Source organism: Leclercia adecarboxylata, assembly GCF_035787115.1.
Taxonomy (GTDB): domain Bacteria; phylum Pseudomonadota; class Gammaproteobacteria; order Enterobacterales; family Enterobacteriaceae; genus Enterobacter; species Enterobacter adecarboxylatus_E.
Genome location: NZ_JALKTL010000010.1, coordinates 60,427 through 83,360, shown reverse-complemented (window position 1 = coordinate 83,360; position 22,934 = coordinate 60,427). Strand labels below are relative to the sequence as shown.

21 protein-coding genes, 2 tRNA genes and 1 rRNA gene are annotated in these 22,934 nt (G+C 54.5%); 17 read left to right on the top strand and 7 right to left on the bottom strand.

Translation table 11 applies throughout. The annotated features are described in order from the left end of the window. Window positions 1-4 precede the first annotated feature (4 nt). From rrf to MXM41_RS21765, 3 genes are all read left to right on the top strand, one after another. Window positions 5-120 (top strand): 5S ribosomal RNA (rrf, locus tag MXM41_RS21775). 55 nt (window positions 121-175) lie between these two features. Then, window positions 176-252 (top strand) — tRNA-Asp (locus MXM41_RS21770). Between the two features lie 50 nt (window positions 253-302). Continuing rightward, window positions 303-378: transfer RNA gene (locus MXM41_RS21765), tRNA-Trp, on the top strand. A 101-nt stretch (window positions 379-479) separates the two neighbouring features. Here MXM41_RS21765 and hdfR read toward each other — a convergent pair. Then, on the bottom strand, window positions 480-1,301 hold the full coding sequence (gene hdfR / locus MXM41_RS21760) for an HTH-type transcriptional regulator HdfR (protein WP_325934357.1): 822 nt from the start codon (window positions 1,299-1,301) through the stop codon (window positions 480-482). 118 nt (window positions 1,302-1,419) lie between these two features. Here hdfR and MXM41_RS21755 point away from each other — a divergent pair, with 118 nt between their 5' ends. Beyond that, the gene (locus MXM41_RS21755; protein WP_039031246.1) at window positions 1,420-1,758 is read left to right on the top strand and encodes a DUF413 domain-containing protein; all 339 of its coding nucleotides are present in this window, start codon (window positions 1,420-1,422) and stop codon (window positions 1,756-1,758) included. 24 nt (window positions 1,759-1,782) lie between these two features. Here MXM41_RS21755 and MXM41_RS21750 read toward each other — a convergent pair whose 3' ends face one another. Further along, the gene (locus MXM41_RS21750) at window positions 1,783-3,303 is read right to left on the bottom strand and encodes a YifB family Mg chelatase-like AAA ATPase (protein ID WP_325934355.1); all 1,521 of its coding nucleotides are present in this window, start codon (window positions 3,301-3,303) and stop codon (window positions 1,783-1,785) included. A 342-nt stretch (window positions 3,304-3,645) separates the two neighbouring features. Here MXM41_RS21750 and ilvL point away from each other — a divergent pair, with 342 nt between their 5' ends. The 7 genes from ilvL to ilvA all read left to right on the top strand — a co-directional run bounded on the left by ilvL (window position 3,646) and on the right by ilvA (window position 10,200). Beyond that, window positions 3,646-3,744 (top strand): ilv operon leader peptide, encoded by a 99-nt coding sequence (gene ilvL, locus MXM41_RS21745; RefSeq protein ID WP_001311244.1) that lies wholly within the window; start codon window positions 3,646-3,648, stop codon window positions 3,742-3,744. An 86-nt stretch (window positions 3,745-3,830) separates the two neighbouring features. Beyond that, window positions 3,831-3,881, top strand: a complete 51-nt coding sequence (gene ilvX, locus MXM41_RS21740; protein ID WP_325934359.1) for a peptide IlvX — start codon at window positions 3,831-3,833, stop codon at window positions 3,879-3,881. A 2-nt stretch (window positions 3,882-3,883) separates the two neighbouring features. Continuing rightward, window positions 3,884-5,530, top strand: a complete 1,647-nt coding sequence (gene ilvG / locus MXM41_RS21735) for an acetolactate synthase 2 catalytic subunit (protein WP_325934353.1) — start codon at window positions 3,884-3,886, stop codon at window positions 5,528-5,530. Then, window positions 5,527-5,796: an acetolactate synthase 2 small subunit gene (gene ilvM / locus MXM41_RS21730; RefSeq protein WP_103177473.1), complete on the top strand. Its 270-nt coding sequence runs from the start codon at window positions 5,527-5,529 to the stop codon at window positions 5,794-5,796. The genes ilvG and ilvM overlap by 4 nt, the downstream gene beginning before the upstream one ends. A 16-nt stretch (window positions 5,797-5,812) precedes the next feature. Then, entirely contained in the window at window positions 5,813-6,742 is a 930-nt protein-coding gene (gene ilvE / locus MXM41_RS21725; RefSeq protein WP_325934352.1) for a branched-chain-amino-acid transaminase, read from the top strand. 60 nt (window positions 6,743-6,802) lie between these two features. Continuing rightward, window positions 6,803-8,653 (top strand): dihydroxy-acid dehydratase, encoded by a 1,851-nt coding sequence (gene ilvD, locus MXM41_RS21720; RefSeq protein WP_325934351.1) that lies wholly within the window; start codon window positions 6,803-6,805, stop codon window positions 8,651-8,653. 2 nt (window positions 8,654-8,655) lie between these two features. Further along, the gene (gene ilvA, locus MXM41_RS21715; protein ID WP_325934350.1) at window positions 8,656-10,200 is read left to right on the top strand and encodes a threonine ammonia-lyase, biosynthetic; all 1,545 of its coding nucleotides are present in this window, start codon (window positions 8,656-8,658) and stop codon (window positions 10,198-10,200) included. Here the strand turns inward: ilvA and ilvY are convergent. Next, window positions 10,197-11,087, bottom strand: coding sequence for an HTH-type transcriptional activator IlvY (gene ilvY, locus MXM41_RS21710; RefSeq protein ID WP_325934349.1), 891 nt, complete (start codon window positions 11,085-11,087; stop codon window positions 10,197-10,199). The genes ilvA and ilvY overlap by 4 nt on opposite strands. Before the next feature lie 151 nt (window positions 11,088-11,238). On the opposite strand from ilvY, the gene ilvC reads away from it, so the two are divergent. After that, the gene (gene ilvC, locus MXM41_RS21705; protein WP_325934348.1) at window positions 11,239-12,714 is read left to right on the top strand and encodes a ketol-acid reductoisomerase; all 1,476 of its coding nucleotides are present in this window, start codon (window positions 11,239-11,241) and stop codon (window positions 12,712-12,714) included. Window positions 12,715-12,881: 167 nt separating this feature from the next. Here the strand turns inward: ilvC and ppiC (MXM41_RS21700) are convergent, their stop codons facing one another. Together ppiC (MXM41_RS21700) and ppiC (MXM41_RS21695) are read right to left on the bottom strand one after the other, a co-directional pair. Next, on the bottom strand, window positions 12,882-13,163 hold the full coding sequence (gene ppiC / locus MXM41_RS21700; RefSeq protein ID WP_008501570.1) for a peptidylprolyl isomerase PpiC: 282 nt from the start codon (window positions 13,161-13,163) through the stop codon (window positions 12,882-12,884). A gap of 49 nt (window positions 13,164-13,212) precedes the next feature. Continuing rightward, the gene (gene ppiC, locus MXM41_RS21695; RefSeq protein WP_325934347.1) at window positions 13,213-13,494 is read right to left on the bottom strand and encodes a peptidylprolyl isomerase PpiC; all 282 of its coding nucleotides are present in this window, start codon (window positions 13,492-13,494) and stop codon (window positions 13,213-13,215) included. Between the two features lie 112 nt (window positions 13,495-13,606). Here ppiC (MXM41_RS21695) and rep point away from each other — a divergent pair, with 112 nt between their 5' ends. Beyond that, window positions 13,607-15,628, top strand: a complete 2,022-nt coding sequence (rep, locus tag MXM41_RS21690) for a DNA helicase Rep (RefSeq protein WP_325934346.1) — start codon at window positions 13,607-13,609, stop codon at window positions 15,626-15,628. A 45-nt stretch (window positions 15,629-15,673) separates the two neighbouring features. Here rep and gppA read toward each other — a convergent pair whose 3' ends face one another. Beyond that, entirely contained in the window at window positions 15,674-17,158 is a 1,485-nt protein-coding gene (gene gppA, locus MXM41_RS21685) for a guanosine-5'-triphosphate,3'-diphosphate diphosphatase (RefSeq protein ID WP_325934344.1), read from the bottom strand. Window positions 17,159-17,162: 4 nt separating this feature from the next. Beyond that, complete coding sequence (gene rhlB / locus MXM41_RS21680) at window positions 17,163-18,428, bottom strand: ATP-dependent RNA helicase RhlB (RefSeq protein ID WP_325934342.1); 1,266 nt, start codon at window positions 18,426-18,428, stop codon at window positions 17,163-17,165. Window positions 18,429-18,572: 144 nt separating this feature from the next. On the opposite strand from rhlB, the gene trxA reads away from it, so the two are divergent. From trxA to wzzE, 4 genes are all read left to right on the top strand, one after another. Then, on the top strand, window positions 18,573-18,902 hold the full coding sequence (gene trxA, locus MXM41_RS21675; RefSeq protein WP_006179218.1) for a thioredoxin TrxA: 330 nt from the start codon (window positions 18,573-18,575) through the stop codon (window positions 18,900-18,902). Between the two features lie 337 nt (window positions 18,903-19,239). After that, on the top strand, window positions 19,240-20,499 hold the full coding sequence (rho, locus tag MXM41_RS21670; protein WP_001054528.1) for a transcription termination factor Rho: 1,260 nt from the start codon (window positions 19,240-19,242) through the stop codon (window positions 20,497-20,499). Window positions 20,500-20,739: 240 nt separating this feature from the next. Beyond that, complete coding sequence (wecA, locus tag MXM41_RS21665; RefSeq protein ID WP_325934341.1) at window positions 20,740-21,843, top strand: UDP-N-acetylglucosamine--undecaprenyl-phosphate N-acetylglucosaminephosphotransferase; 1,104 nt, start codon at window positions 20,740-20,742, stop codon at window positions 21,841-21,843. A 12-nt stretch (window positions 21,844-21,855) separates the two neighbouring features. Further along, window positions 21,856-22,902: an ECA polysaccharide chain length modulation protein gene (wzzE, locus tag MXM41_RS21660; protein WP_325934340.1), complete on the top strand. Its 1,047-nt coding sequence runs from the start codon at window positions 21,856-21,858 to the stop codon at window positions 22,900-22,902. The last annotated feature ends 32 nt before the right edge of the window (window positions 22,903-22,934 follow it).

Here is a 22,934-nt window from a genome sequence, read left to right as displayed (position 1 = left end):
TTTGCCTGGCGGCTGTAGCGCGGTGGTCCCACCTGACCCCATGCCGAACTCAGAAGTGAAACGCCGTAGCGCCGATGGTAGTGTGGGGTCTCCCCATGCGAGAGTAGGGAACTGCCAGGCATCAAATTACGAAGTAAACCGGGGCAATAAACCGGTAGTTGTAGAAGTATTCGGTGGAGCGGTAGTTCAGTCGGTTAGAATACCTGCCTGTCACGCAGGGGGTCGCGGGTTCGAGTCCCGTCCGTTCCGCCACTTATTTAAACTAAGCCTGCTAAATTAGCAGGCTTAGTAGTAAGAAATTTAGGGGCGTAGCTCAGTTGGTAGAGCACCGGTCTCCAAAACCGGGTGTCGCGAGTTCGAGTCTCTCCGCCCCTGCCATATAAAGAATCCTTTGCTTCGGCGAAGGATTTTTTTTGCCTGTAATATAACCTCTACTTCCCGTCGTTAAGCCTTTTATTGCGTCCCTGCAGCAGGCTCATTCATTCCATCACGTTGATTTTCAGCAGATCTTTAATCTGCCCTTGCTTGTCACTGTTCTGAAGCCAGATTGCATACAGTGGTCTCTGAAGAAGGGCTGAATCGGTAACCGTATATAAGCCTGATTTATTACTGGCCCAGCGTTGTGGCAACCAGGTGCAACCTTTGAGCGGTGCGAGCTGCTGGCAGGCTATCTCAGCAGAACTGGTGGTCAGGACCGGAACATCATCCGTCGCAATTAAACCCGCCTCATGCGGCTGGAAATCGGGGCCCCATTCCAGTCGCAGATAATTGAGATCGCTTTTCATCGCGGAAGGTTCAGCCGCATATAGCCCCAGGCTGAACTGCCCGAGAACCTGGCTGCTGAATTCATCCATTTTCGGTGCTTCTGTGGTAATCAGAAGATCCAGCTGTCTTTCATGCAATTGCTTAACCAGGGACTGCCGTTGCGCAATACGAGCTTCAAACTGGAGATGCCCATAAGAGCGATACAAGCGACTAAGCCAGGGACTAAGCATGCACTCCCAGAGTGAGGCGCTGGCACCAATAGAGAATTCATTATGCTTTGAGGTATGGGCAACCTCTTTACGTGCAGCCTGCCAGGTACTCATTAATGTTTCTGCGTATGGCAGAAGTTTTTCTCCCGCTGGCGTTAGGCGAATGTTGTTGCGATGGCGGGTAAACAGGTTTACACCGAGCTGATTTTCAAGCTGTCGAATACGAAAGCTCACTGCCGACTGAGTCAGATAAAGCGCTTCTGCGGCGCGCCCGAAGTGGCGAGTTCTGCTCACTTCGAGAAAAGTTTTTAGCAATTCCGTATCCACGGGATTCTCCGCAAAATTATTTGTCGTTATGATTTAAATGTTTTGTTTGACGCTCTGTCAAGCGTAACTAATACTCCGCGCCATAAATAGCTCGGCCAAAGATATAGGAGCGTGTAGGATGGCGGAAAGCTTTACGACGACTAATCGTTTTTTCGACAACAAAAATTATCCACGCGGATTTTCTCGCCATGGTGATTTCACCATCAAAGAGGCACAACTGCTTGAGCGCCATGGTTATGCCTTCAATGAACTGGATTTGGGGAAACGTGAACCCTCCACCGAAGATGAAAAATCGTTTGTTGCCGTCTGCCGTGGCGAACGTGAGCCAGTAACGGAAGCGGAGCGCGTATGGATCAAGTATATGGCGCGTATCAAGCGTCCAAAGCGTTTCCATACTCTGTCTGGTGGTAAGCCACAGATGGAAGGTGCGGAAGACTACACTGATTCAGACGATTAAAAAAAGGGGCTACGGCCCCTTTTTTTATGTCAGCATCTTTTGCAGGTGTAGCAGCAGGCGGTCGATAGCGCGATAGCTCAGGGCTTCCTGCAGGTGCCTGCGTTCAATATTTTCACACTCTTCCAGGTCAGCAATAGTACGCGCAACCTTTAACAACCGCTGCCAGGCACGCACTGACAGACCAAAGCGGGTCAGGGTCTCTTCCAGCCACAGTGCATCGTCTGCGGTAAGTCGGCAAAAGGTACGGATCTCAGCATTATCCAGATGCGCATTTCGTTTATTCTGCCGTACCAGCTGCCTTTCCTGTGCGGCGATCACTCTGTTTCGTACGGTAAGACTTGATTCTCCCGTTTTACGCGCCTGGCTCAGCAAGCCTGGCGGCGGTAACGGGATCTCAAGCGATAAGTCGAAACGATCGAGGAACGGGCCAGATAAGCGCCCCAGATAGCGCAGCGTCTGCTCGGGGGAGCTGCGGTTATGATTACCCTGATAGTGGCCCGTCGGGCTGGGGTTCATGGCGGCGATAAGCTGGAAGCGAGCCGGATAAGTGATCTTGGCGCGCGTCCGGGAGATATTAATTTGTCCGGATTCAATGGGCTCGCGCAAGGCATCCAGCACGCGTCGTTCAAACTCGGGTAATTCGTCCAGAAAGAGGATGCCATTATGTGCCAGGGAAATCTCCCCCGGCCCAGGGATTGCCCCTCCGCCCACCATGGCTACCAATGAGGCGCTATGATGTGGCGCCCGGAAGGGACGCTGACGCCACTGTTTATACATTGACGTGGCGCTGACCAGGCTTACGATAGCAGCGCTTTCCAGCGCCTCATGGTTGGTGAGCGGCGGCAGCAAGGTATTGAGTCTGCTTGCGAGCATGGTTTTGCCGGTGCCGGGTGGGCCAATGAGCAGCAGGTTGTGCGCGCCGGCTGCGGTGATCTCCAGTGCCCTTTTACCCTGTTCCTGACCGATGATATCGCTGATGTCGCAGTCGTTATGCTCTGCAACAAATGGCTCCCCAACGGGTGCTGCCAACTCGTGACGCCCCTCAAGAAAAGCGCATACTTCCTGTAGGTGCTCTGCCACCAGGCAGCCTTTTTCTTCGATAAGGCTGACTTCGGCAGCATTATCTTTGGCGACGATAATTTCTCTACCAGCGCGTATAGCCGCCAGAGCGCCAGATATCGCGCCAGGGACCCCTCTTAATGCGCCTGTAAGCGCCAGTTCACCCACAAACTCATATGCGCTTATTCTGGATGAGGAGAGCTGCTCAGAGGCGGCGAGGAGCGCAATGGCGATAGGTAAATCGTATCGTCCTCCCTCCTTGGGTAAATCAGCGGGTGCCAGATTGATAGTGATCTTTTTGGCCGGGAAGGTATAGCCGCTGTTGATGATTGCGCTGCGTACCCGATCTCTGGCCTCTTTGACGGTGGTTTCAGGCAAGCCGACCAGCGTTAAGCCTGGCAGGCCATTACTGAGATGAACTTCGACACAAATAAGCGGCGCTTTAACGCCGAGTGCAGCACGGGTATAAACAACCGACAATGACATAAATAGCCTCCTTGAAGTACCACTATGTCATCCGCCTGTCGCAGTTTTTACCGGCAATTCGCGTTTTTACACGGCCTGTTCCTTAAAAACTTATCCTGAATTGCAATGCTTTCATCGTCATGCAAGCCTGCTCGCAAAAGGTGATAAGAATGTCTTCTTACCGTCATTACGCTTAAAAAAATGAAAATAATTCATTTTCTATTTTTATCATAAAAAACAATGATTTTTATCTAAACTATTAGCAAAGAAATCAAATCAATTATAAAAAAATGTTGTTTTTAAATCGGTATCTGTGATAACTCTTTAGGTATTCCTTCGAACAAGATGCAAAAAGAACAGCAAATGACAGCCCTTCTACGAGTGATTAGCCTGGTCGTGATTAGCGTGGTGGTGATTATTATCCCACCGTGCGGGGCTGCACTTGGACGAGGAAAGGCTTAATAATCAAGCCTTAACGAACTAAGACCCCCGCACCGAAAGGTCCGGGGGTTTTTTTATGACCTTAAAACATAAGCGAGGAGCAGACGATGAGTAATAGCATAAAATTCTGTTTCTCCCGATTTACGACGGGGAACTAACTATGAATGGCGCACAGTGGGTTGTACATGCGTTGCGAGCGCAGGGAGTCGAGACAGTATTCGGTTACCCGGGTGGCGCAATTATGCCGATTTACGATGCTTTGTATGACGGCGGCGTGGAACATCTGCTGTGCCGGCACGAGCAGGGAGCGGCGATGGCGGCCATTGGTTATGCGCGCGCAACGGGTAAAACGGGCGTCTGTATGGCGACCTCTGGCCCAGGTGCAACCAATCTGATCACCGGCCTGGCTGATGCACTGCTTGATTCTGTTCCCGTTGTGGCCATCACCGGCCAGGTTGCTTCTCCCTTTATCGGCACCGATGCTTTTCAGGAGGTGGACGTTCTCGGTTTGTCACTGGCGTGTACCAAACACAGCTTCCTCGTCCAGTCGCTGGAAGAGTTGCCTCGCGTAATGGCCGAGGCATTTGAGGTGGCAAACTCAGGCCGTCCTGGCCCGGTTCTGGTTGATATTCCAAAAGATATTCAGGTCGCACTGGGTGAACTGGAGCCCCACTTCTCTACCGTTGAAAACGCCGATGACGTCCCGCATGCCGAAGTACAAGAGGCACGCCAGATGCTGGCCCACGCGCAAAAGCCGATCCTCTATATCGGCGGAGGCGTTGGGATGGCGCAGGCCGTTCCGGCCTTGGGTGCATTTATCGCGGCAACCCAAATGCCCGCGACCTGCACCTTAAAAGGACTGGGTGCGGTGGACGCCGGCTACCCGTACTATCTGGGCATGCTGGGGATGCACGGCACGAAAGCCGCCAATCTCGCTGTACAGGAGTGCGATCTGTTGATCGCGGTGGGCGCACGCTTTGATGACCGCGTTACCGGCAAGCTGAATACCTTCGCGCCGAATGCAAAAGTCATTCATATGGATATCGATCCGGCAGAGATGAATAAGCTCCGCCAGGCGCACGTGGCCTTGCAGGGCGATCTCAATGTGCTGCTGCCCGCATTACAACAGCCCTTAGCGATCGACGCGTGGCGTCAGCACGCGGCAGAAATGCGCCGCGAACATGCCTGGCGTTACGATCATCCGGGTGAGGCGATCTATGCCCCATTACTGTTGAAGCAACTGTCAGATCGTAAACCGGCAGACAGCGTAGTCACTACCGATGTGGGTCAGCATCAGATGTGGTCAGCCCAGCACATGACCTACACGCGTCCGGAAAACTTCATCACCTCGAGCGGCTTAGGCACGATGGGCTTTGGCCTGCCTGCCGCCGTTGGGGCACAGGTGGCGCGTCCGGACGATACCGTCATCTGTATCTCCGGTGACGGCTCCTTCATGATGAACGTGCAGGAGCTGGGCACCATCAAGCGTAAGCAGTTGCCGGTAAAGATCGTCCTGCTGGATAACCAACGTTTGGGCATGGTTCGCCAGTGGCAGCAGCTCTTTTTCCAGGAACGTTACAGCGAAACCACCCTTACCGATAACCCCGATTTCCTCGTTCTGGCCAGCGCCTTCGGCATCCCTGGCCAGCATATTACCCGTAAAGACCAGGTTGAAGCGGCACTTGATGAAATGCTGTCAAGCAAGGGGCCTTACCTGCTTCATGTCTCAATCGACGAGCTTGAGAATGTCTGGCCGTTGGTGCCGCCCGGCGCCAGTAACTCACAAATGCTGGAGAAATTATCATGATGCAACATCAGGTCGCCGTGCAGGCTCGCTTCAACCCGGAAACCTTAGAACGTGTATTACGCGTGGTGCGCCATCGAGGATTTCAGATCTGTTCGATGAACATGGAAACCGCTACCGATGCGCAGAACATAAATATTGAATTGACCGTTGCCAGCCAGCGCCCCGTCGAATTACTGTTTAGCCAGTTGAGCAAACTTGTCGACGTCGCCCGGGTTGATATCCAGCAGCGCGCCGCTTCATCACAAACACAACAAATCCGCGCCTGAGCGCAAAGGAAGAAAAATGACGACGAAAAAAGCTGATTTCATTTGGTCCAATGGTGAGATGATTCGCTGGGAGGACGCTAAAGTCCACGTGATGTCCCACGCGCTTCACTACGGTACTTCTGTATTTGAAGGTGTCCGTTGCTACGACTCACACAAAGGCCCGGTGGTGTTCCGTCATCGTGAACACATGCAGCGTCTGCGTGACTCAGCCAAAATTTATCGTTTCCCGGTTTCTCAGAGCGTTGACGAGCTGATGGAAGCTTGCCGCGCGGTGCTGCGCAAAAACAACCTGACCAGCGCCTATATTCGTCCGCTGGTGTTCGTGGGTGACGTGGGCATGGGCGTGAACCCGCCAGCCGGTTACACCACCGATGTGATCATCGCCGCGTTCCCGTGGGGGGCATACCTGGGCGCAGAAGCGCTGGAGCAGGGGATCGACGCAATGGTCTCCTCCTGGAACCGTGTGGCACCAAACACCATCCCGACCGCAGCCAAAGCGGGCGGTAACTATCTTTCCTCTCTGCTGGTTGGCAGCGAAGCACGCCGCCACGGCTATCAGGAAGGTATCGCCCTGGATGTGAACGGCTATATCTCCGAAGGTGCGGGTGAAAACCTGTTCGAAGTAAAAGACGGGGTCCTGTTTACGCCGCCATTCACCTCTTCTGCACTGCCGGGCATCACCCGTGACGCCATTATTAAGCTGGCGCAGGATCTCGGTATCGAAGTCCGCGAGCAGGTGCTTTCCCGCGAATCTCTGTATCTGGCCGATGAAGTGTTCATGTCCGGTACCGCAGCAGAGATCACCCCGGTACGCAGCGTTGACGGTATCCAGGTCGGCGAAGGCCGCCGCGGTCCGGTCACCAAACGTATCCAGGAAGCTTTCTTCGGTCTCTTCACCGGCGAAACCGAAGATAAATGGGGTTGGTTGGATCAGGTTAATCCATAAGTACAAATATGGGACGGCACGCACCGTCCCATTTACCAGATAGACGGGAGTAAATAACGCATGCCTAAGTACCGTTCCGCCACCACCACTCATGGCCGTAACATGGCGGGTGCCCGCGCGCTGTGGCGCGCCACTGGAATGACCGACGCCGATTTCGGGAAACCGATTATTGCCGTGGTCAACTCTTTTACCCAGTTTGTGCCGGGCCACGTGCACCTGCGCGACCTCGGAAAGCTGGTTGCCGAGCAGATTGAAGCCTCTGGCGGCGTGGCGAAAGAGTTCAACACCATCGCCGTGGATGACGGTATCGCGATGGGGCACGGGGGCATGCTTTATTCACTGCCGTCGCGCGAGCTGATTGCCGACTCGGTGGAGTACATGGTGAACGCCCACTGCGCCGATGCCATGGTCTGTATCTCTAACTGCGACAAAATCACCCCGGGGATGCTGATGGCCTCCCTGCGTCTGAACATTCCGGTGATCTTCGTTTCCGGCGGCCCAATGGAAGCGGGTAAAACCAAGCTTTCCGATAAAATCATCAAGCTTGACCTGGTGGACGCGATGATTCAGGGCGCCGACCCGAAAGTCTCTGACGAGCAGAGCGAGCAGGTTGAACGTTCAGCGTGCCCGACCTGCGGCTCATGCTCCGGTATGTTCACCGCCAACTCAATGAACTGCCTGACCGAAGCGTTGGGTCTGTCACAGCCGGGTAACGGCTCGCTGCTGGCAACCCACGCCGATCGTAAAGAGCTGTTTATCAATGCCGGTAAACGTATCGTTGAACTGACTAAACGCTACTACGAGCAGGACGATGCCAGTGCGCTGCCGCGCAATATCGCCAGTAAAGCGGCGTTTGAAAATGCCATGACGCTGGATATCGCCATGGGCGGCTCTACCAACACCGTTCTGCACCTGTTGGCCGCTGCTCAGGAAGCGGAGATCGATTTCACCATGAGTGATATCGATAAACTGTCCCGCAAAGTGCCGCAGCTGTGTAAGGTTGCGCCGAGCACGCAGAAATACCACATGGAAGATGTTCACCGCGCCGGTGGCGTGCTGGGGATCCTCGGTGAGCTGGATCGCGCCGGGTTGATGAATCGCGACGTGAAAAACGTGCTGGGTCTGACGCTGCCGCAGGCGCTGGATCAGTACGATGTCATGCTGACTAAAGACGAGGCCGTGAAAAAAATGTTCCGCGCCGGTCCGGCTGGCATTCGCACCACCCAGGCGTTCTCGCAGGACTGTCGCTGGGACACGCTGGATGACGATCGCGCTGAAGGCTGCATCCGCTCACTGGAAAATGCGTATAGCAAAGATGGTGGCCTGGCAGTGCTGTACGGCAACTTCGCGGAGAACGGCTGTATCGTTAAAACCGCAGGCGTGGATGACAGCATCCTGAAATTTACCGGTCCGGCAAAAGTGTATGAAAGCCAGGACGAGGCGGTAGAGGCGATCCTCGGCGGCAAAGTGGTTGAGGGCGACGTGGTGGTGATCCGCTACGAAGGGCCGAAAGGCGGACCGGGCATGCAGGAGATGCTCTACCCGACAACCTTCCTCAAATCCATGGGGCTGGGCAAGGCCTGTGCGCTGATCACCGACGGACGTTTCTCCGGCGGGACATCCGGTCTCTCTATCGGCCACGTTTCACCGGAAGCGGCCAGCGGCGGCAACATCGCCATCATCGAAGATGGTGATCTGATTGAAATCGACATTCCAAATCGCGGTATTCAGCTGAAACTGAGCGACCAGGAAATTGCAGCCCGCCGCGAAGCACAGGAAGCGCGTGGGGATAAAGCCTGGACACCGAAAGATCGCCAGCGTGAAGTCTCCTTCGCCCTGCGTGCTTACGCGACCCTCGCCACCAGTGCAGATAAAGGCGCAGTGCGCGATAAATCTAAACTCGGGGGCTAATGATGGCCGAATCCCAACCCTTATCCGCCGCCCCCGAGGGGGCGGAATATCTCAGGGCGGTGCTGCGTGCGCCGGTCTATGAAGCGGTGCAGGTGACGCCGCTGCAAAAAATGGACAAGCTGTCGTCGCGTCTGGATAACGTTATCCTGGTAAAACGTGAAGACCGTCAGCCGGTGCACAGCTTTAAGCTGCGTGGCGCCTACGCGATGATGGCCGGGTTGACTGACGAGCAAAAAGCGCGTGGCGTCATCACCGCGTCGGCGGGAAATCATGCTCAGGGCGTGGCGTTCTCGTCTGCGCGTCTGGGGTTGAAAGCCCTGATCGTGATGCCGGTTGCCACGGCGGATATCAAAGTGGATGCCGTGCGCGGTTTTGGCGGCGAAGTGCTGCTCCACGGTGCCAATTTTGACGAAGCAAAAGCCAAAGCGATCGAACTGGCGCAGCAGCAGGGATTTACCTGGGTACCGCCTTTCGATCACCCGATGGTCATTGCAGGCCAGGGGACGCTGGCGCTGGAGCTGCTGCAGCAGGATGCCCATCTTGACCGGGTGTTTGTCCCGGTGGGCGGCGGTGGTCTGGCGGCAGGCGTGGCGGTACTCATCAAACAGCTGATGCCGCAAATTAAGGTGATTGCCGTAGAAGCGGAAGATTCTGCCTGCCTGAAGGCGGCGCTGGATGCCGGGCATCCGGTTGATTTGCCACGCGTCGGGCTGTTTGCCGAAGGGGTGGCGGTTAAACGCATTGGGGATGAAACCTTCCGCGTCTGCCGGGAGTATCTCGATGACATCATCACCGTCGACAGCGATGCAATCTGCGCGGCGATGAAAGATCTGTTCGAGGATGTGCGCGCGGTGGCGGAGCCGTCCGGCGCGCTGGCGCTGGCGGGGATGAAAAAATACATTGCCCAGCACAACATTCGCGGCGAGCGTCTGGCCCATGTGCTTTCTGGCGCTAACGTTAACTTCCACGGTCTGCGTTACGTCTCTGAACGTTGCGAGCTGGGTGAGCAGCGTGAAGCGCTACTGGCGGTGACCATACCGGAAGAGAAGGGCAGCTTCCTCAAATTCTGCCAGCTGCTGGGCGGACGTTCAGTGACGGAGTTTAACTACCGTTTTGCTGATGCCAAAGATGCCTGCATTTTTGTCGGGGTACGCCTGAGCCGCGGTCTGGAAGAGCGCAAAGAGATCCTAAACCTGCTGCACCAGGGCGGTTACAGCGTGGTGGATCTTTCCGATGATGAAATGGCGAAGCTGCACGTTCGTTACATGGTGGGCGGGCGTCCGTCGAAGCCGTTACGGGAGCGCCTGTTCAGCTTTGAGTTCCCGGAATCACCCGGCGCGCTGCTGAAGTTCCTGCATACCCTGGGCACGCACTGGAACATCTCCCTGTTCCACTATCGTAGCCACGGTACCGACTACGGCCGCGTGCTGGCGGCGTTTGAACTGGGCGAGCACGAACCCGATTTCGAAACGCGGCTGAACGAGCTGGGCTATGAGTGTCACGATGAAACGCACAACCCGGCGTTCCGGTTCTTCCTGGCAGGTTAATGGTTCGGCAAAATTTGCCAGAATGCATCAATAAGCGGCTCCTGCAGCCGCTTTTTTTGTGCGCACACGCCAAGCTCAAACGGCGTTTTCTCGTCGCTGCGCTCCAGGATCATCACGCGATTACGTACCGGCTCCGGGCTGTTCTCCAGCACCACTTCGGGCAACAGCGCCACGCCGCAGCCCAGCGCCACCATGGAAACCATCGCTTCATGGCCGCCTACCGTCGCGTAAATTGAGGGATTACTGATTTTCTGACGACGGAACCACAGCTCAATGCGACGACGCACCGGCCCCTGATCGGCCATGATAAAGGGCACCGTTGACCAGTCTGGCTTCTCCACCGATACCTGGTTACGCACCGGGCAGGGTAGCGCCGGGGCAATCAATACTACCGCCAGATTTTCCAGCATCGAGAACGCCACCGCGCCGGGCAGCGTTTCCGGTTTGCCGGCAATCGCCAGATCCGCTTCACCCGTCACCACTTTTTCCATCGCATCGGCGGCGTCCCCGGTGGTGAGTTTAATTTCGACCGAGGGATGTTCTGCACGAAATCTGTCGAGGATCGGCGGCAGGTGGCTGTAGGCGGCGGTGACGGAGCAGAAAATATGGAGCTCGCCGGAAAGCGACGGTCCTTGCTGGTCAATGGTGTGGCGCAACTGCTGATATTGCAACAGCGTTTGCTGGGCAAAGACGCGTAGCTCTTCCCCCGCTTCGGTGAGCGTCACCGTGCGGTTATCGCGCACAAATAGCGGCTGGCCAAGATCCTCCTCCAGGCGCTGGATCTGGCGCGAAAGCGTGGAGGGGCTGACGTGCATCGCCCGCGCGCTGCGGCCAAAATGGCGGCTCTCCGCCAGATGCAGAAACATTTTTAGATCGCGTAAATCCACCGATTCCACTCCACCTTTTTACATTGCAAATATTGCAACGTGACGTTGTGAATATATCAATTTCCGCAATAAATTTCCTGTTGTAATGTGGGTACATTCTCGCTGAACAGCGAACCGAACAATAAGACGCACAACATCACGAGGTATCACCATGGCTAACTACTTCAACACACTGAACTTGCGCCAGCAGCTGGCGCAGCTGGGCAAATGCCGCTTCATGGCGCGCGATGAATTTGCCGATGGCGCAAGCTACCTTCAGGGTAAGAAAGTGGTCATCGTCGGCTGTGGCGCGCAGGGCCTGAACCAGGGTCTTAACATGCGTGACTCCGGTCTGGATATCTCCTACGCCCTGCGTAAAGAAGCGATTGCTGAGAAGCGTGCTTCCTGGCGTAAAGCGACCGAAAACGGCTTTAAAGTGGGAACCTACGAAGAGCTGATCCCTCAGGCGGATCTGGTGGTTAACCTGACGCCAGACAAACAGCACTCTGACGTGGTGCGTTCCGTACAGCCGATGATGAAAGACGGTGCGGCGCTGGGTTACTCCCACGGCTTCAACATTGTTGAAGTGGGCGAGCAGATCCGCAAAGACATCACCGTGGTGATGGTGGCGCCGAAGTGTCCAGGTACCGAAGTGCGTGAAGAGTACAAACGTGGTTTCGGTGTACCGACCCTGATCGCGGTTCACCCGGAAAACGATCCGAAAGGCGAAGGGATGGCAATTGCCAAAGCATGGGCAGCGGCCACGGGCGGCCACCGTGCGGGCGTGCTGGAATCCTCCTTCGTTGCCGAAGTGAAATCTGACCTGATGGGCGAGCAGACTATCCTGTGCGGTATGCTGCAGGCCGGTTCTCTGCTGTGCTTCGACAAGCTGGTGGAAGAGGGCACCGACCCTGCATACGCAGAAAAACTGATTCAGTTCGGCTGGGAAACCATCACCGAAGCGCTGAAGCAGGGCGGTATCACCCTGATGATGGATCGTCTGTCTAACCCGGCGAAACTGCGTGCATTCGCGCTGTCCGAGCAGCTGAAAACCATTATGGCGCCGCTGTTCCAGAAACATATGGATGACATCATCTCCGGTGAGTTCTCTTCCGGCATGATGGCTGACTGGGCCAACGACGACAAAAATCTGCTGACCTGGCGTGAAGAGACCGGTAAAACCGCGTTCGAAACCGCCGCGCAGTATGAAGGCAAAATCAGCGAGCAGGAGTACTTCGATAAAGGCGTTCTGATGATCGCGATGGTGAAAGCGGGCGTTGAGCTGGCGTTCGAAACCATGGTTGATGCCGGCATTATTGAAGAGTCTGCTTACTATGAATCTCTGCACGAGCTGCCGCTGATTGCGAATACCATCGCCCGTAAGCGTCTGTATGAAATGAACGTGGTGATTTCCGATACCGCCGAGTACGGTAACTACCTGTTCTCCTACGCTTGCGTACCGCTGCTGAAAGAGTTCATGACCACCCTGCAGACCGGCGATCTGGGCAAAGCGATTACCGAAGGTGCGGTAGATAATGCGCAGCTGCGTGACGTGAACGAAGCGATTCGCAGCCACGAGATCGAGAAAGTGGGCCAGAAACTGCGTGGCTATATGACCGATATGAAACGTATTGCCGTAGCGGGCTAATTCCCCGTCGTCTTTCAGCTTGCAGATGCGTTGGCTACGTTCGTACACCCCAGTCACATAGTTATCTATGCTCCTGGGGCTGTACTCACTTGCCGCCTTCCTGCAAGCTGAAATCCTTAGGGGAATGTTTTGTGATAAAAAACCGGTGCAATAAGACACCGGTTTTTTTATTTGCGGTACAGCACCTTAATAACGTGGTAACCGAACTGGGTGTGCAGCGGGCCGGTTGGCTCCAGCACCGGGCAGGAGAACACCACTTTATCGAACGCAGGAACCATCTGGCCCTGGCGGAATTCACCCAGATCGCCGCCGCGTTTGCCTGACGGGCAAATAGAGTGCTTCTTCGCCAGCTTGCCGAAGTCGGCGCCGTTTTTAATCTGCTCCAGAAGATCCAGAGCCAGTTTCTCTTCTTTAACAAGAATATGCAGTGCTGCTGCTGTTTTTGCCATGATCGTGCCTTGAAGGGTTGAGTTAAATCGGGGCGCAATATACCACGCGTTAGCGGCGATACAGCACCTTAATAATGTGGTAGCCATACCTGGTTTTGACCGGGCCATAGGGCTTCAGGAGTGGACAGCTAAAGACCGCCTCATCGAAAGGCCCCACCATCACACCCTGCTTAAATTCCCCTAAGTCGCCGCCGTTGCGCCCGGACGGGCATTTGGAGTAGCGCTTTGCCAGATGATCAAAGCTGATGCCGCGCTCCAGTTTGGTGAGGATCTCCTGCGCCAGTTTCTCTTCTTTTACCAGAATGTGCAGGGCCGCTGCGCTCTTTTTCATGGTTCTGCTCTCAGGGTTAATCGCGTTTTCTTCACTTTATCATTAGCCGTTAAATCTACGCCCGGCTTTCTGCTACAATCCCCACCCCGTTCGAAGATTGAGCAATATTCCCATGCGTTTAAACCCTGGACAACAACAAGCGGTCGAATTCGTTACTGGACCATGCCTGGTGCTGGCAGGGGCGGGTTCCGGTAAAACCCGCGTCATCACCAACAAAATCGCCCACCTGATTCGCGGCTGCGGCTATCAGGCGCGCCATATTGCCGCAGTAACTTTTACCAACAAAGCGGCACGCGAGATGAAAGAGCGTGTCGCGCAGACGTTAGGGCGCAAAGAGGCCCGCGGCCTGATGATCTCCACCTTCCATACCCTGGGGCTGGATATTATTAAGCGCGAATATGCGGCATTGGGGATGAAAGCTAACTTCTCGCTGTTTGACGATACCGATCAGCTGGCGTTGCTCAAGGAGCTCACCGAAGGGCTGATCGAAGACGATAAAGTCGTATTGCAGCAGCTGATCTCCACGATCTCAAACTGGAAAAACGATCTGATGAACCCTGCCCAGGCTGCTGCGAGCGCCAAAGGGGAGCGGGATCGGATCTTCGCCCACTGCTACAGCCTGTATAACGATCATCTGAGAGCCTGTAACGTGCTCGACTTCGACGACCTGATCCTGCTGCCCACGCTGCTGCTGCAGAGTAACGAAGAGGTGCGGGAGCGCTGGCAGAACAAGATCCGCTACCTGCTGGTGGATGAATATCAGGATACCAACACCAGCCAGTACGAGCTGGTGAAACTGCTGGTGGGACAGCGGGCGCGCTTTACCGTGGTGGGCGATGACGATCAGTCGATCTACTCCTGGCGTGGCGCACGTCCGCAGAATCTGGTGCTGCTCAGCAAAGATTTCCCGGCGCTGCAGGTGATTAAGCTGGAGCAGAACTACCGTTCATCCGGTCGGATTCTGAAGGCGGCAAACATCCTGATCGCCAATAACCCGCATGTGTTTGAAAAACGCCTCTTCTCCGAACTTGGGTATGGTACGGAGCTGAAGGTGCTCAGCGCCAATAACGAAGATCACGAAGCCGAACGCGTCGCAGGCGAACTGATTGCGCATCACTTTGTAAATAAAACCAATTACAAAGACTACGCCATTCTTTATCGCGGGAACCACCAGTCGCGCGTCTTTGAAAAAATGCTGATGCAAAACCGCATCCCGTACAAAATTTCCGGCGGGACGTCGTTCTTCTCGCGCCCGGAAATCAAGGATCTCCTCGCCTATCTGCGGGTGTTGACCAACTCGGATGATGACAGTGCCTTTTTGCGCATCGTGAATACGCCAAAGCGCGAGATTGGCCCGGCGACGCTGCAAAAACTGGGTGAATGGGCGATGACCCGCAATAAGAGCCTGTTAACGGCCAGCTTCGATATGGGGCTGAGCCAGACGTTAACCGGGCGTGGCTATGAATCGCTGACGCGCTTTACCCACTGGCTGCGCGAGATCCAGCAGCTTAGCGAACGGGAACCTGTTACTGCGGTACGGGATCTGATCCGTGGCATCGACTATGAATCCTGGCTGTATGAAACCTCCGCTAGCCCGAAAGCGGCCGAGATGCGGATGAAGAACGTTAACCAGCTCTTTACCTGGATGACCGAGATGCTGGAAGGTACGGACATCGACGAACCCATGACCCTGACCCAGGTTGTTACCCGCTTCACCCTGCGCGATATGATGGAGCGCGGCGAAAGTGAAGAGGAGGCCGATCAGGTACAGTTGATGACCCTTCATGCTTCGAAGGGGCTTGAGTTCCCCTATGTTTACCTGGTGGGGATGGAAGAGGGCTTACTGCCACACCAGAGCAGCATTGATGAAGACAATGTCGATGAAGAGCGTCGTCTGGCCTACGTGGGTATTACGCGTGCGCAAAAAGAGCTGACATTTACGCTGTGCAAAGAGCGGCGTCAGTATGGGGAGCTGGTACGTCCGGAGCCGAGCCGCTTCCTGCTGGAGTTACCTCAGGATGATGTACTGTGGGAGCAGGAACGTAAGGTCATTACCGCCGAAGAGCGTATGCACAAAGGACAGGCCAGCATCGCCAGTATTCGCGCCATGATGGAGAAAGCGAAAAATCGCTAGACTGAAGGCCCGGCGGGCGTAACGCTGCCGGGCAGGTAACTGTGGTTAATGGACTTCAAGCTGCCAGTGCACGTAGCTTTGCCACTGGCACTCTTGCACCAGCATCTCGGCGCCCAGCGGATGCGTATCCAGCCAGTTTTCTGGCAAGGTTAACGTCAACTTTTCACCTTCCGCCATCAGCGTAATGGCCGGCAGCAAATCATCACGGCGACGGCTGGCAAACAGGATCGCCAGGCGCAGCAAGCGACACAAATGTTCGGCCACGCGCGGCGGCACCGCATTTTGCTGGTGTAGCGAGGAGAGATCGACTGGGTTCGTCTGGTTTAGCAGCAGCGTAGCCAACAATTTTTTTTGCGCGGGCGTAAAGCCAGGCAAGTCCAGATTACGTACCAGATACGCCGCGTGCAGCGGGGCTTGTTTGAAATCGATGCTCAAACCAATTTCGTGTAGCTGACAGGCGCTAGTCAGTAATTCACGGCAGATGGGCTCGATATGCCACTCATTTTCGACCAGATCGAGAAAACGAGTCGCAAGACTGGCAACCCGGTGCGCCTGGGCAATATCGACCAGGAACCGACGCTGAACGTTGCGCAGCGTGTGGTCGCGAATGTCCTGATCGACCGCCAGATGCAGCATACCGTAGACCAGACCTTCCCGCAGCGCGCCGCCCGCAAGCGTCATGCACTGAATATTCAGTTCGGTAAAAATGGCAATCAGGATTGCCAGCCCGCTGGGGAACACCAGGGCGCGCTCAAGGGTGAGCCCTTCAATTTCCAGTTCTTCCAGGCGGCCACAGAGGATCGCGCGCTGTTTTAATTGCTGAAGTTTCGCCAGCGTGATGCGCTCATCCATCCCCTGCGCCATCATGATTTCCTGCAGCGCCTGAACGGTGCCGGAAGCCCCAACGCAGACTTTCCAGCCGTGATAACGCAGCTCATCCGCCACCGGACGCAGCACTTCGCGGGCGGCTTTTTCCGCAGCATCGAAGTTTTCTTGCGCCAGATTGCGATCGGTAAAGTAGCGTTCAAGCCAGGTGACACAACCCATGGACAGGCTGTTCAGGGATGTCGCCTGGGCGCCATTGCCGGTAACCAGTTCAGTGCTTGCGCCACCGATGTCCACCACCAGACGACGCTCGTCACCGCCCGTCGTGTGCGCTACCCCCTGGTAAATCAGGCGGGCTTCTTCTTCCCCGCTGATCACCTGTATCGGGCAACCAAGGATCTGCTGGGCGGTAGCAATAAACTCACCGGCATTCACTGCCAGACGCAGGGTTGCGGTAGCAACAACACGGATTTGCTGAGAGGGGATATCCTGCAGACGTTCGGCAAAAAGACGCAGGCATTGCCAGCCGCGTTCCATGGCTTCAGGAGAAAGCTGATTTTCAGCACTCAGGCCCGCCGCGAGACGGACCTTGCGCTTAATGCGCGTCAGCGTTTGTACGCTTCCCGCTACCTCGCGTACAACCAGCATATGAAAACTATTCGAACCTAAATCAATAGCTGCATAGAGCGAGGTAGACCGGAGCATATTTTTAGCCTGAACGACGACGATTACGCGGTGCGCTGTTACGGCGCGGACCATTACCGGAACGGGCGCGAGTCAGGCGCTTCGGCGGTGGAAGCTCGCTTAACAGCGCTTCCGGGTTATATTTGCTGACCGGAATTGAGTGCCCGATATAGGTCTCAATGGCTGGCAGGTTCAGCGCATACTCTTCACAGGCCAGGCTGATGGAGTGACCGCTGGCGCCTGCACGCCCGGTACGACCAATACGGTGAACGTAATCTTCGCAATCATCCGGCAGGTCATAGTTGAAGACGTGCGTCACCGCCGGAATGTGCAGACCGCGTGCGGCGACATCCGTTGCAACCAGAATGTCCAGATCGCCACGGGTGAACTCTTCAAGAATGCGCAGACGTTTTTTCTGCGCGACATCGCCCGTCAACAGACCGACACGATGTCCATCCGCAGCCAGATGGCCCCAGATATCTTCACAGCGGTGTTTGGTGTTAGCGAAAACGATAGCGCGATCCGGCCACTCTTCTTCAATCAGCGACTGCAGCAGACGCATTTTCTCTTCGTTAGAAGGATAGAACAGCTCTTCTTTAATACGGTGGCCGGTTTTCTGTTCCGGTTCCACTTCGACGTATTCGGCGTTGTTCATCTGTTCGAACGCCAGTTCACGGACGCGATAAGAGAGCGTTGCCGAGAACAGCATGTTCAGACGCTGGTTAGCGGCAGGCATGCGGCGGAACAGCCAACGGATATCTTTAATAAAGCCCAGATCGTACATGCGATCGGCTTCGTCCAGCACCACAACCTGGATGGCACCGAGGTTAATGTGGTTCTGTTTTGCGTAATCAATAAGACGGCCAGTTGTGCCAATCAGAATATCGACGCCGCTTTCCAGCACTTTCAGCTGTTTGTCGTAGCCGTCACCGCCGTAGGCCAGGCCGAGCTTCAGGCCGGTGGCTTGCGCCAGCGGTTCTGCGTCAGCGTGGATCTGTACCGCCAGTTCTCGCGTCGGCGCCATAATCAGCGCGCGCGGTTGGTTAACTTTACGGTCAGCAATTGCCGGATGAGAGAGTAAATAATGAAACGTTGACGTTAAAAACGCCATCGTTTTGCCGGTACCGGTTTGCGCCTGCCCTGCAACATCGCGACCCGCCAGCGTCAGCGGAAGGGCGAGAGCCTGAATGGGCGTGCAGTTATGAAACCCTTTATTTTCAAGGGCTTCGACCACCTTTGGGTGCAGGGCGAAGTCGGAAAACTTCTGTTCTGTTAAATGTGTTTTGCTCATAGTGTGGTAGAATATCAGCTTACTATTGCTTTACGAAAGCGTATCCGGTGAAATAAAGTCAACCTTTAGTTGGTTAATGCGACATCAACACGTCGTTGATGGATGCGAGATCAACGCGCCAGGCTTAATCCTGTGGAGTTATATATGAGCGATAAAATTATTCACCTGACTGACGACAGTTTTGACACGGACGTACTTAAAGCTGACGGGCTGATCCTCGTCGATTTCTGGGCTGAATGGTGTGGTCCTTGCAAAATGATCGCCCCGATTCTGGATGAGATCGCCGATGAATATCAGGGCAAACTGACCGTGGCTAAACTGAACATCGACCAGAACCCGGGCACCGCGCCAAAATATGGCATCCGCGGCATTCCGACTCTGCTGCTGTTTAAAAACGGTGAAGTAGCGGCGACCAAAGTGGGCGCACTGTCCAAAGGTCAGCTGAAAGAGTTCCTGGACGCCAATCTGGCGTAAGGTTTCTCGACTGTGCGTCCAGGGTTTCTAAATTGTTTGGATCTCTGGACGCCCGGCTTGAGTCGTGCTAAGTTAGCTATGACTTCGTTTTAAACATACCTTGTTGTTTGAATCTTGTTTTACCCGATACTTCCCGTTGTTGACATCAACAGTGCGAGAAGTGGATAGATTCCGGGCTTGTCACTCAATCCGTCTTGTCGTTTCAGTTCTGTGCTTTCCCTGTGAGCAGACAGCGAACAGACATGAGTTGATGGCCGCTAACAGGCATGGATGACCCTGCCATACCATTCACAAATTAAGTTCGAGTATTACCCCGAGTTTAAGAACCCACACCATTATGAATCTTACCGAATTAAAGAATACGCCGGTTTCTGAGCTGATCACTCTCGGCGAAAATATGGGGCTGGAAAACCAGGCTCGTATGCGCAAGCAGGACATCATTTTTGCCATCCTGAAGCAGCACGCAAAGAGTGGCGAAGATATCTTTGGCGACGGTGTGCTGGAGATATTGCAGGACGGATTTGGTTTCCTCCGCTCTGCAGACAGCTCCTACCTCGCCGGTCCTGATGATATCTACGTTTCTCCCAGCCAAATCCGCCGTTTCAACCTCCGCACTGGTGACACCATTTCAGGTAAGATTCGTCCTCCTAAAGAGGGTGAACGCTACTTTGCGCTGCTGAAAGTTAACGAAGTTAACTACGATAAGCCGGAAAACTCGCGCAATAAGATCCTGTTCGAAAACTTAACGCCACTGCACGCGAACTCTCGCCTGCGCATGGAGCGTGGTAACGGTTCTACCGAAGACTTAACCGCTCGCGTTCTGGATCTGGCCTCTCCGATTGGTCGTGGTCAGCGTGGTCTGATTGTCGCACCGCCAAAAGCCGGTAAAACCATGCTGCTGCAGAACATCGCCCAGAGCATCGCTTACAACCACCCGGACTGCGTGCTGATGGTGCTGCTGATTGACGAACGTCCGGAAGAAGTGACCGAGATGCAGCGTCTGGTGAAGGGGGAAGTGGTTGCGTCTACCTTTGACGAACCCGCATCCCGTCACGTTCAGGTTGCCGAAATGGTGATCGAGAAGGCGAAGCGTCTGGTTGAGCATAAAAAAGACGTTATCATCCTGCTCGACTCCATTACTCGTCTGGCACGTGCCTACAACACCGTGGTTCCGGCTTCCGGTAAGGTATTGACCGGTGGTGTGGATGCCAACGCCCTGCATCGTCCGAAGCGTTTCTTCGGTGCTGCACGTAACGTGGAAGAGGGCGGTAGCCTGACTATCATCGCAACCGCGCTTATCGATACCGGTTCGAAGATGGATGAAGTTATTTACGAAGAGTTTAAAGGTACAGGCAACATGGAACTGCACCTCTCGCGTAAAATCGCTGAAAAACGCGTCTTCCCGGCTATCGACTACAACCGTTCCGGTACCCGTAAAGAAGAGCTGCTTACCACTCAGGAAGAGCTGCAGAAAATGTGGATCCTGCGCAAAATCATCCATCCAATGGGTGAAATCGACGCTATGGAATTCCTCATCAACAAGCTGGCGATGACCAAAACCAACGACGATTTCTTCGATATGATGAAACGCTCGTAATATAAATAAAGCGCCGAAACGCCACGTTTTTACGTGGCGTTTTTCTTTTATGGCTTATACGCTGTAACAGTAAGTCGTCAAATTATACTGCCGGGCGCGAAAATCGGAATGTTCGTCAAAGCAGAAAAGTAATTGTCTGAAAAATAAACAAAGGGACTTGGGTGAGGCCTGCTTTTTCCTTCTGGAGCCGAGCCTTCAAGGTTATACTTCCGGGATTAACATTTGTTGAGAGTATCCATTGTGAATCTACTCACTGCGGTGACTGAGCTAATCAGTATTTTTCTTTTCACCACCTGCTTTTTATTCCTCGCCCGTAAGGTCGCGAAGAGAGTGGGTCTGGTGGATAAGCCCAATTATCGTAAACGCCATCAAGGCTTGATTCCGCTGGTTGGTGGGATTTCTGTTTACGCGGGCATCTGCTTTACCTTCAGCATTGCGGATTATTATATTCCCCATGCGGCACTCTATCTCGCCTGTGCCGGTGTGCTGGTGCTGGTCGGGGCGCTGGACGACCGCTATGACATAAGCGTCAAATTCCGCGCCGCGGTTCAGGCGGCTATCGGCGTCATTATGATGGTGGTCGGAAAGCTATATCTGAGCAGTCTCGGTTACATCTTTGGCACCTGGGAGATGGTTCTTGGTCCCTTCGGCTACTTCCTAACGCTGTTTGCCGTATGGGCGGCGATTAACGCCTTTAACATGGTAGATGGCATTGATGGCCTGCTGGGCGGGCTCTCCAGCGTGTCGTTCGCGGCTATCGGCATCATTCTGTGGTTCGACGGTCAGTACAGCCTGTCGATGTGGTGCTTCGCAATGATTGCCGCCATTCTGCCTTATATCTGCCTTAACCTCGGTGTACTGGGTCGTCGCTACAAAGTCTTTATGGGCGATGCCGGGAGTACGCTGATTGGTTTTACCGTTATCTGGATCCTGCTGGAGACTACTCAGGGTAATACCCATCCAATCAGTCCGGTGACTGCATTGTGGATTATCGCCATTCCGCTGATGGATATGGTGGCGATTATGTACCGTCGTCTGCGTAAAGGGATGAGCCCGTTCTCACCAGACCGCCAGCATATTCATCATCTCATTATGCGCGCTGGCTTCACCTCTCGTCAGGCCTTTGTCTTAATTACGCTGGCTGCTGCGCTGTTAGCCGGGATCGGCGTTGCCGCAGAATATGCTCATTTCATTCCTGAGTGGGTAATGTTGGTATTATTCTTGCTTGCCTTTTTCCTGTACGGCTACTGTATTAAACGCGCATGGAAAGTGGCGCGCTTTATTAAACGCGTGAAACGCCGTATGCGTAGAAATAATGGCAACAACCCAACATTAACTAAGTAAATCGGGACTGTAATGACTCAACCGTTGGCGGGAGCAAAATCAGTGGTAACTGAGAATGAGCTGGATGTTCGTGGCTTGTTCCGCGTGTTGTGGGCGGGCAAGTTTTGGATTGCAGGCATTGCGCTGGGCTTTGCACTTGTCGCACTGGCTTACACCTTTTTCGCCAGACAGGAGTGGAGTGCGACGGCGATTACCGACCGTCCTACGGTGAATATGCTCGGCGGGTTCTACTCTCAGCAACAGTTTCTGCGGAATCTGGATGTAAAAGCGAATCCAGCCGCCACTGACCAGCCTTCAGTGATGGATGAGTCCTACAAAGAGTTCGTTATGCAGCTCGCCTCCTGGGATACGCGCCGCGATTTCTGGAACCAGACCGACTATTTCAAACAGCGGATGGTCGGCAACAGCAAAGCGGATGCCGCCCTGCTGGACGAACTGATCAATAATATCCAGTTTATGGCGGGCGACCCGCTGCGCAACATGAACGATAGCGTCAAGCTGATCGCTGAAACCGCGCCGGATGCTAACAACCTGCTGCGTCAGTATGTCGCTTTCGCCAGCCAGCGGGCGGCGAGCCATCTGAATGATGAGCTTAAAGGCGCCTGGTCGGCGCGTACTGTGCAAATGAAAGCGCAGGTTAAACGTCAGGAAGAGGTGGCCAAAGCTATCTTTAATCGCCGGGTGCATAATATTGAGCAGGCGCTGAAGATCGCTGAAAAGAGCAATATCTCCCGCAGCGAAACCGACGTGCCAGCCGATGAATTGCCAGATTCGGAAATGTTCCTGCTGGGTCGTCCTATGCTCCAGGCGCGCCTGGAAAATCTGCAGGCCGTTGGGCCAAGTTTTGAGCTCGACTACGACCAAAACCGCGCCATGCTCACGACCCTCAACGTAGGTCCGACACTGGACCCACGTTTTCAGACCTATCGTTATTTGCGAACTCCTGAAGAACCTGTAAAACGCGATAGTCCACGTCGCGCATTCCTGATGATTATGTGGGGGATTGTGGGTGCTTTAATTGGCGCAGGCGTGGCATTAACCCGTCGTCGCAAAATTTAGGAACGCCATCTACGATGGAGGCTCATGGCCTT

Excerpts from the sequence above, each read along its gene's own strand:
- trxA (WP_006179218.1), top strand. The coding sequence starts at position 18,573 with ATGAGCGATAAAATTATTCACCTGACTGACGACAGTTTTGACACGGAC.
- wzzE (WP_325934340.1), top strand. The coding sequence starts at position 21,856 with ATGACTCAACCGTTGGCGGGAGCAAAATCAGTGGTAACTGAGAATGAG.
- ilvG (WP_325934353.1), top strand. The coding sequence starts at position 3,884 with ATGAATGGCGCACAGTGGGTTGTACATGCGTTGCGAGCGCAGGGAGTC.
- ppiC (WP_325934347.1), bottom strand. The coding sequence starts at position 13,494 with ATGAAAAAGAGCGCAGCGGCCCTGCACATTCTGGTAAAAGAAGAGAAA.
- ppiC (WP_008501570.1), bottom strand. The coding sequence starts at position 13,163 with ATGGCAAAAACAGCAGCAGCACTGCATATTCTTGTTAAAGAAGAGAAA.
- rhlB (WP_325934342.1), bottom strand. The coding sequence starts at position 18,428 with ATGAGCAAAACACATTTAACAGAACAGAAGTTTTCCGACTTCGCCCTG.
- ilvE (WP_325934352.1), top strand. The coding sequence starts at position 5,813 with ATGACGACGAAAAAAGCTGATTTCATTTGGTCCAATGGTGAGATGATT.
- rho (WP_001054528.1), top strand. The coding sequence starts at position 19,240 with ATGAATCTTACCGAATTAAAGAATACGCCGGTTTCTGAGCTGATCACT.
- ilvL (WP_001311244.1), top strand. The coding sequence starts at position 3,646 with ATGACAGCCCTTCTACGAGTGATTAGCCTGGTCGTGATTAGCGTGGTG.
- ilvA (WP_325934350.1), top strand. The coding sequence starts at position 8,656 with ATGGCCGAATCCCAACCCTTATCCGCCGCCCCCGAGGGGGCGGAATAT.
- ilvD (WP_325934351.1), top strand. The coding sequence starts at position 6,803 with ATGCCTAAGTACCGTTCCGCCACCACCACTCATGGCCGTAACATGGCG.
- gppA (WP_325934344.1), bottom strand. The coding sequence starts at position 17,158 with ATGCTCCGGTCTACCTCGCTCTATGCAGCTATTGATTTAGGTTCGAAT.
- ilvC (WP_325934348.1), top strand. The coding sequence starts at position 11,239 with ATGGCTAACTACTTCAACACACTGAACTTGCGCCAGCAGCTGGCGCAG.
- MXM41_RS21755 (WP_039031246.1), top strand. The coding sequence starts at position 1,420 with ATGGCGGAAAGCTTTACGACGACTAATCGTTTTTTCGACAACAAAAAT.
- rep (WP_325934346.1), top strand. The coding sequence starts at position 13,607 with ATGCGTTTAAACCCTGGACAACAACAAGCGGTCGAATTCGTTACTGGA.
- MXM41_RS21750 (WP_325934355.1), bottom strand. The coding sequence starts at position 3,303 with ATGTCATTGTCGGTTGTTTATACCCGTGCTGCACTCGGCGTTAAAGCG.
- ilvM (WP_103177473.1), top strand. The coding sequence starts at position 5,527 with ATGATGCAACATCAGGTCGCCGTGCAGGCTCGCTTCAACCCGGAAACC.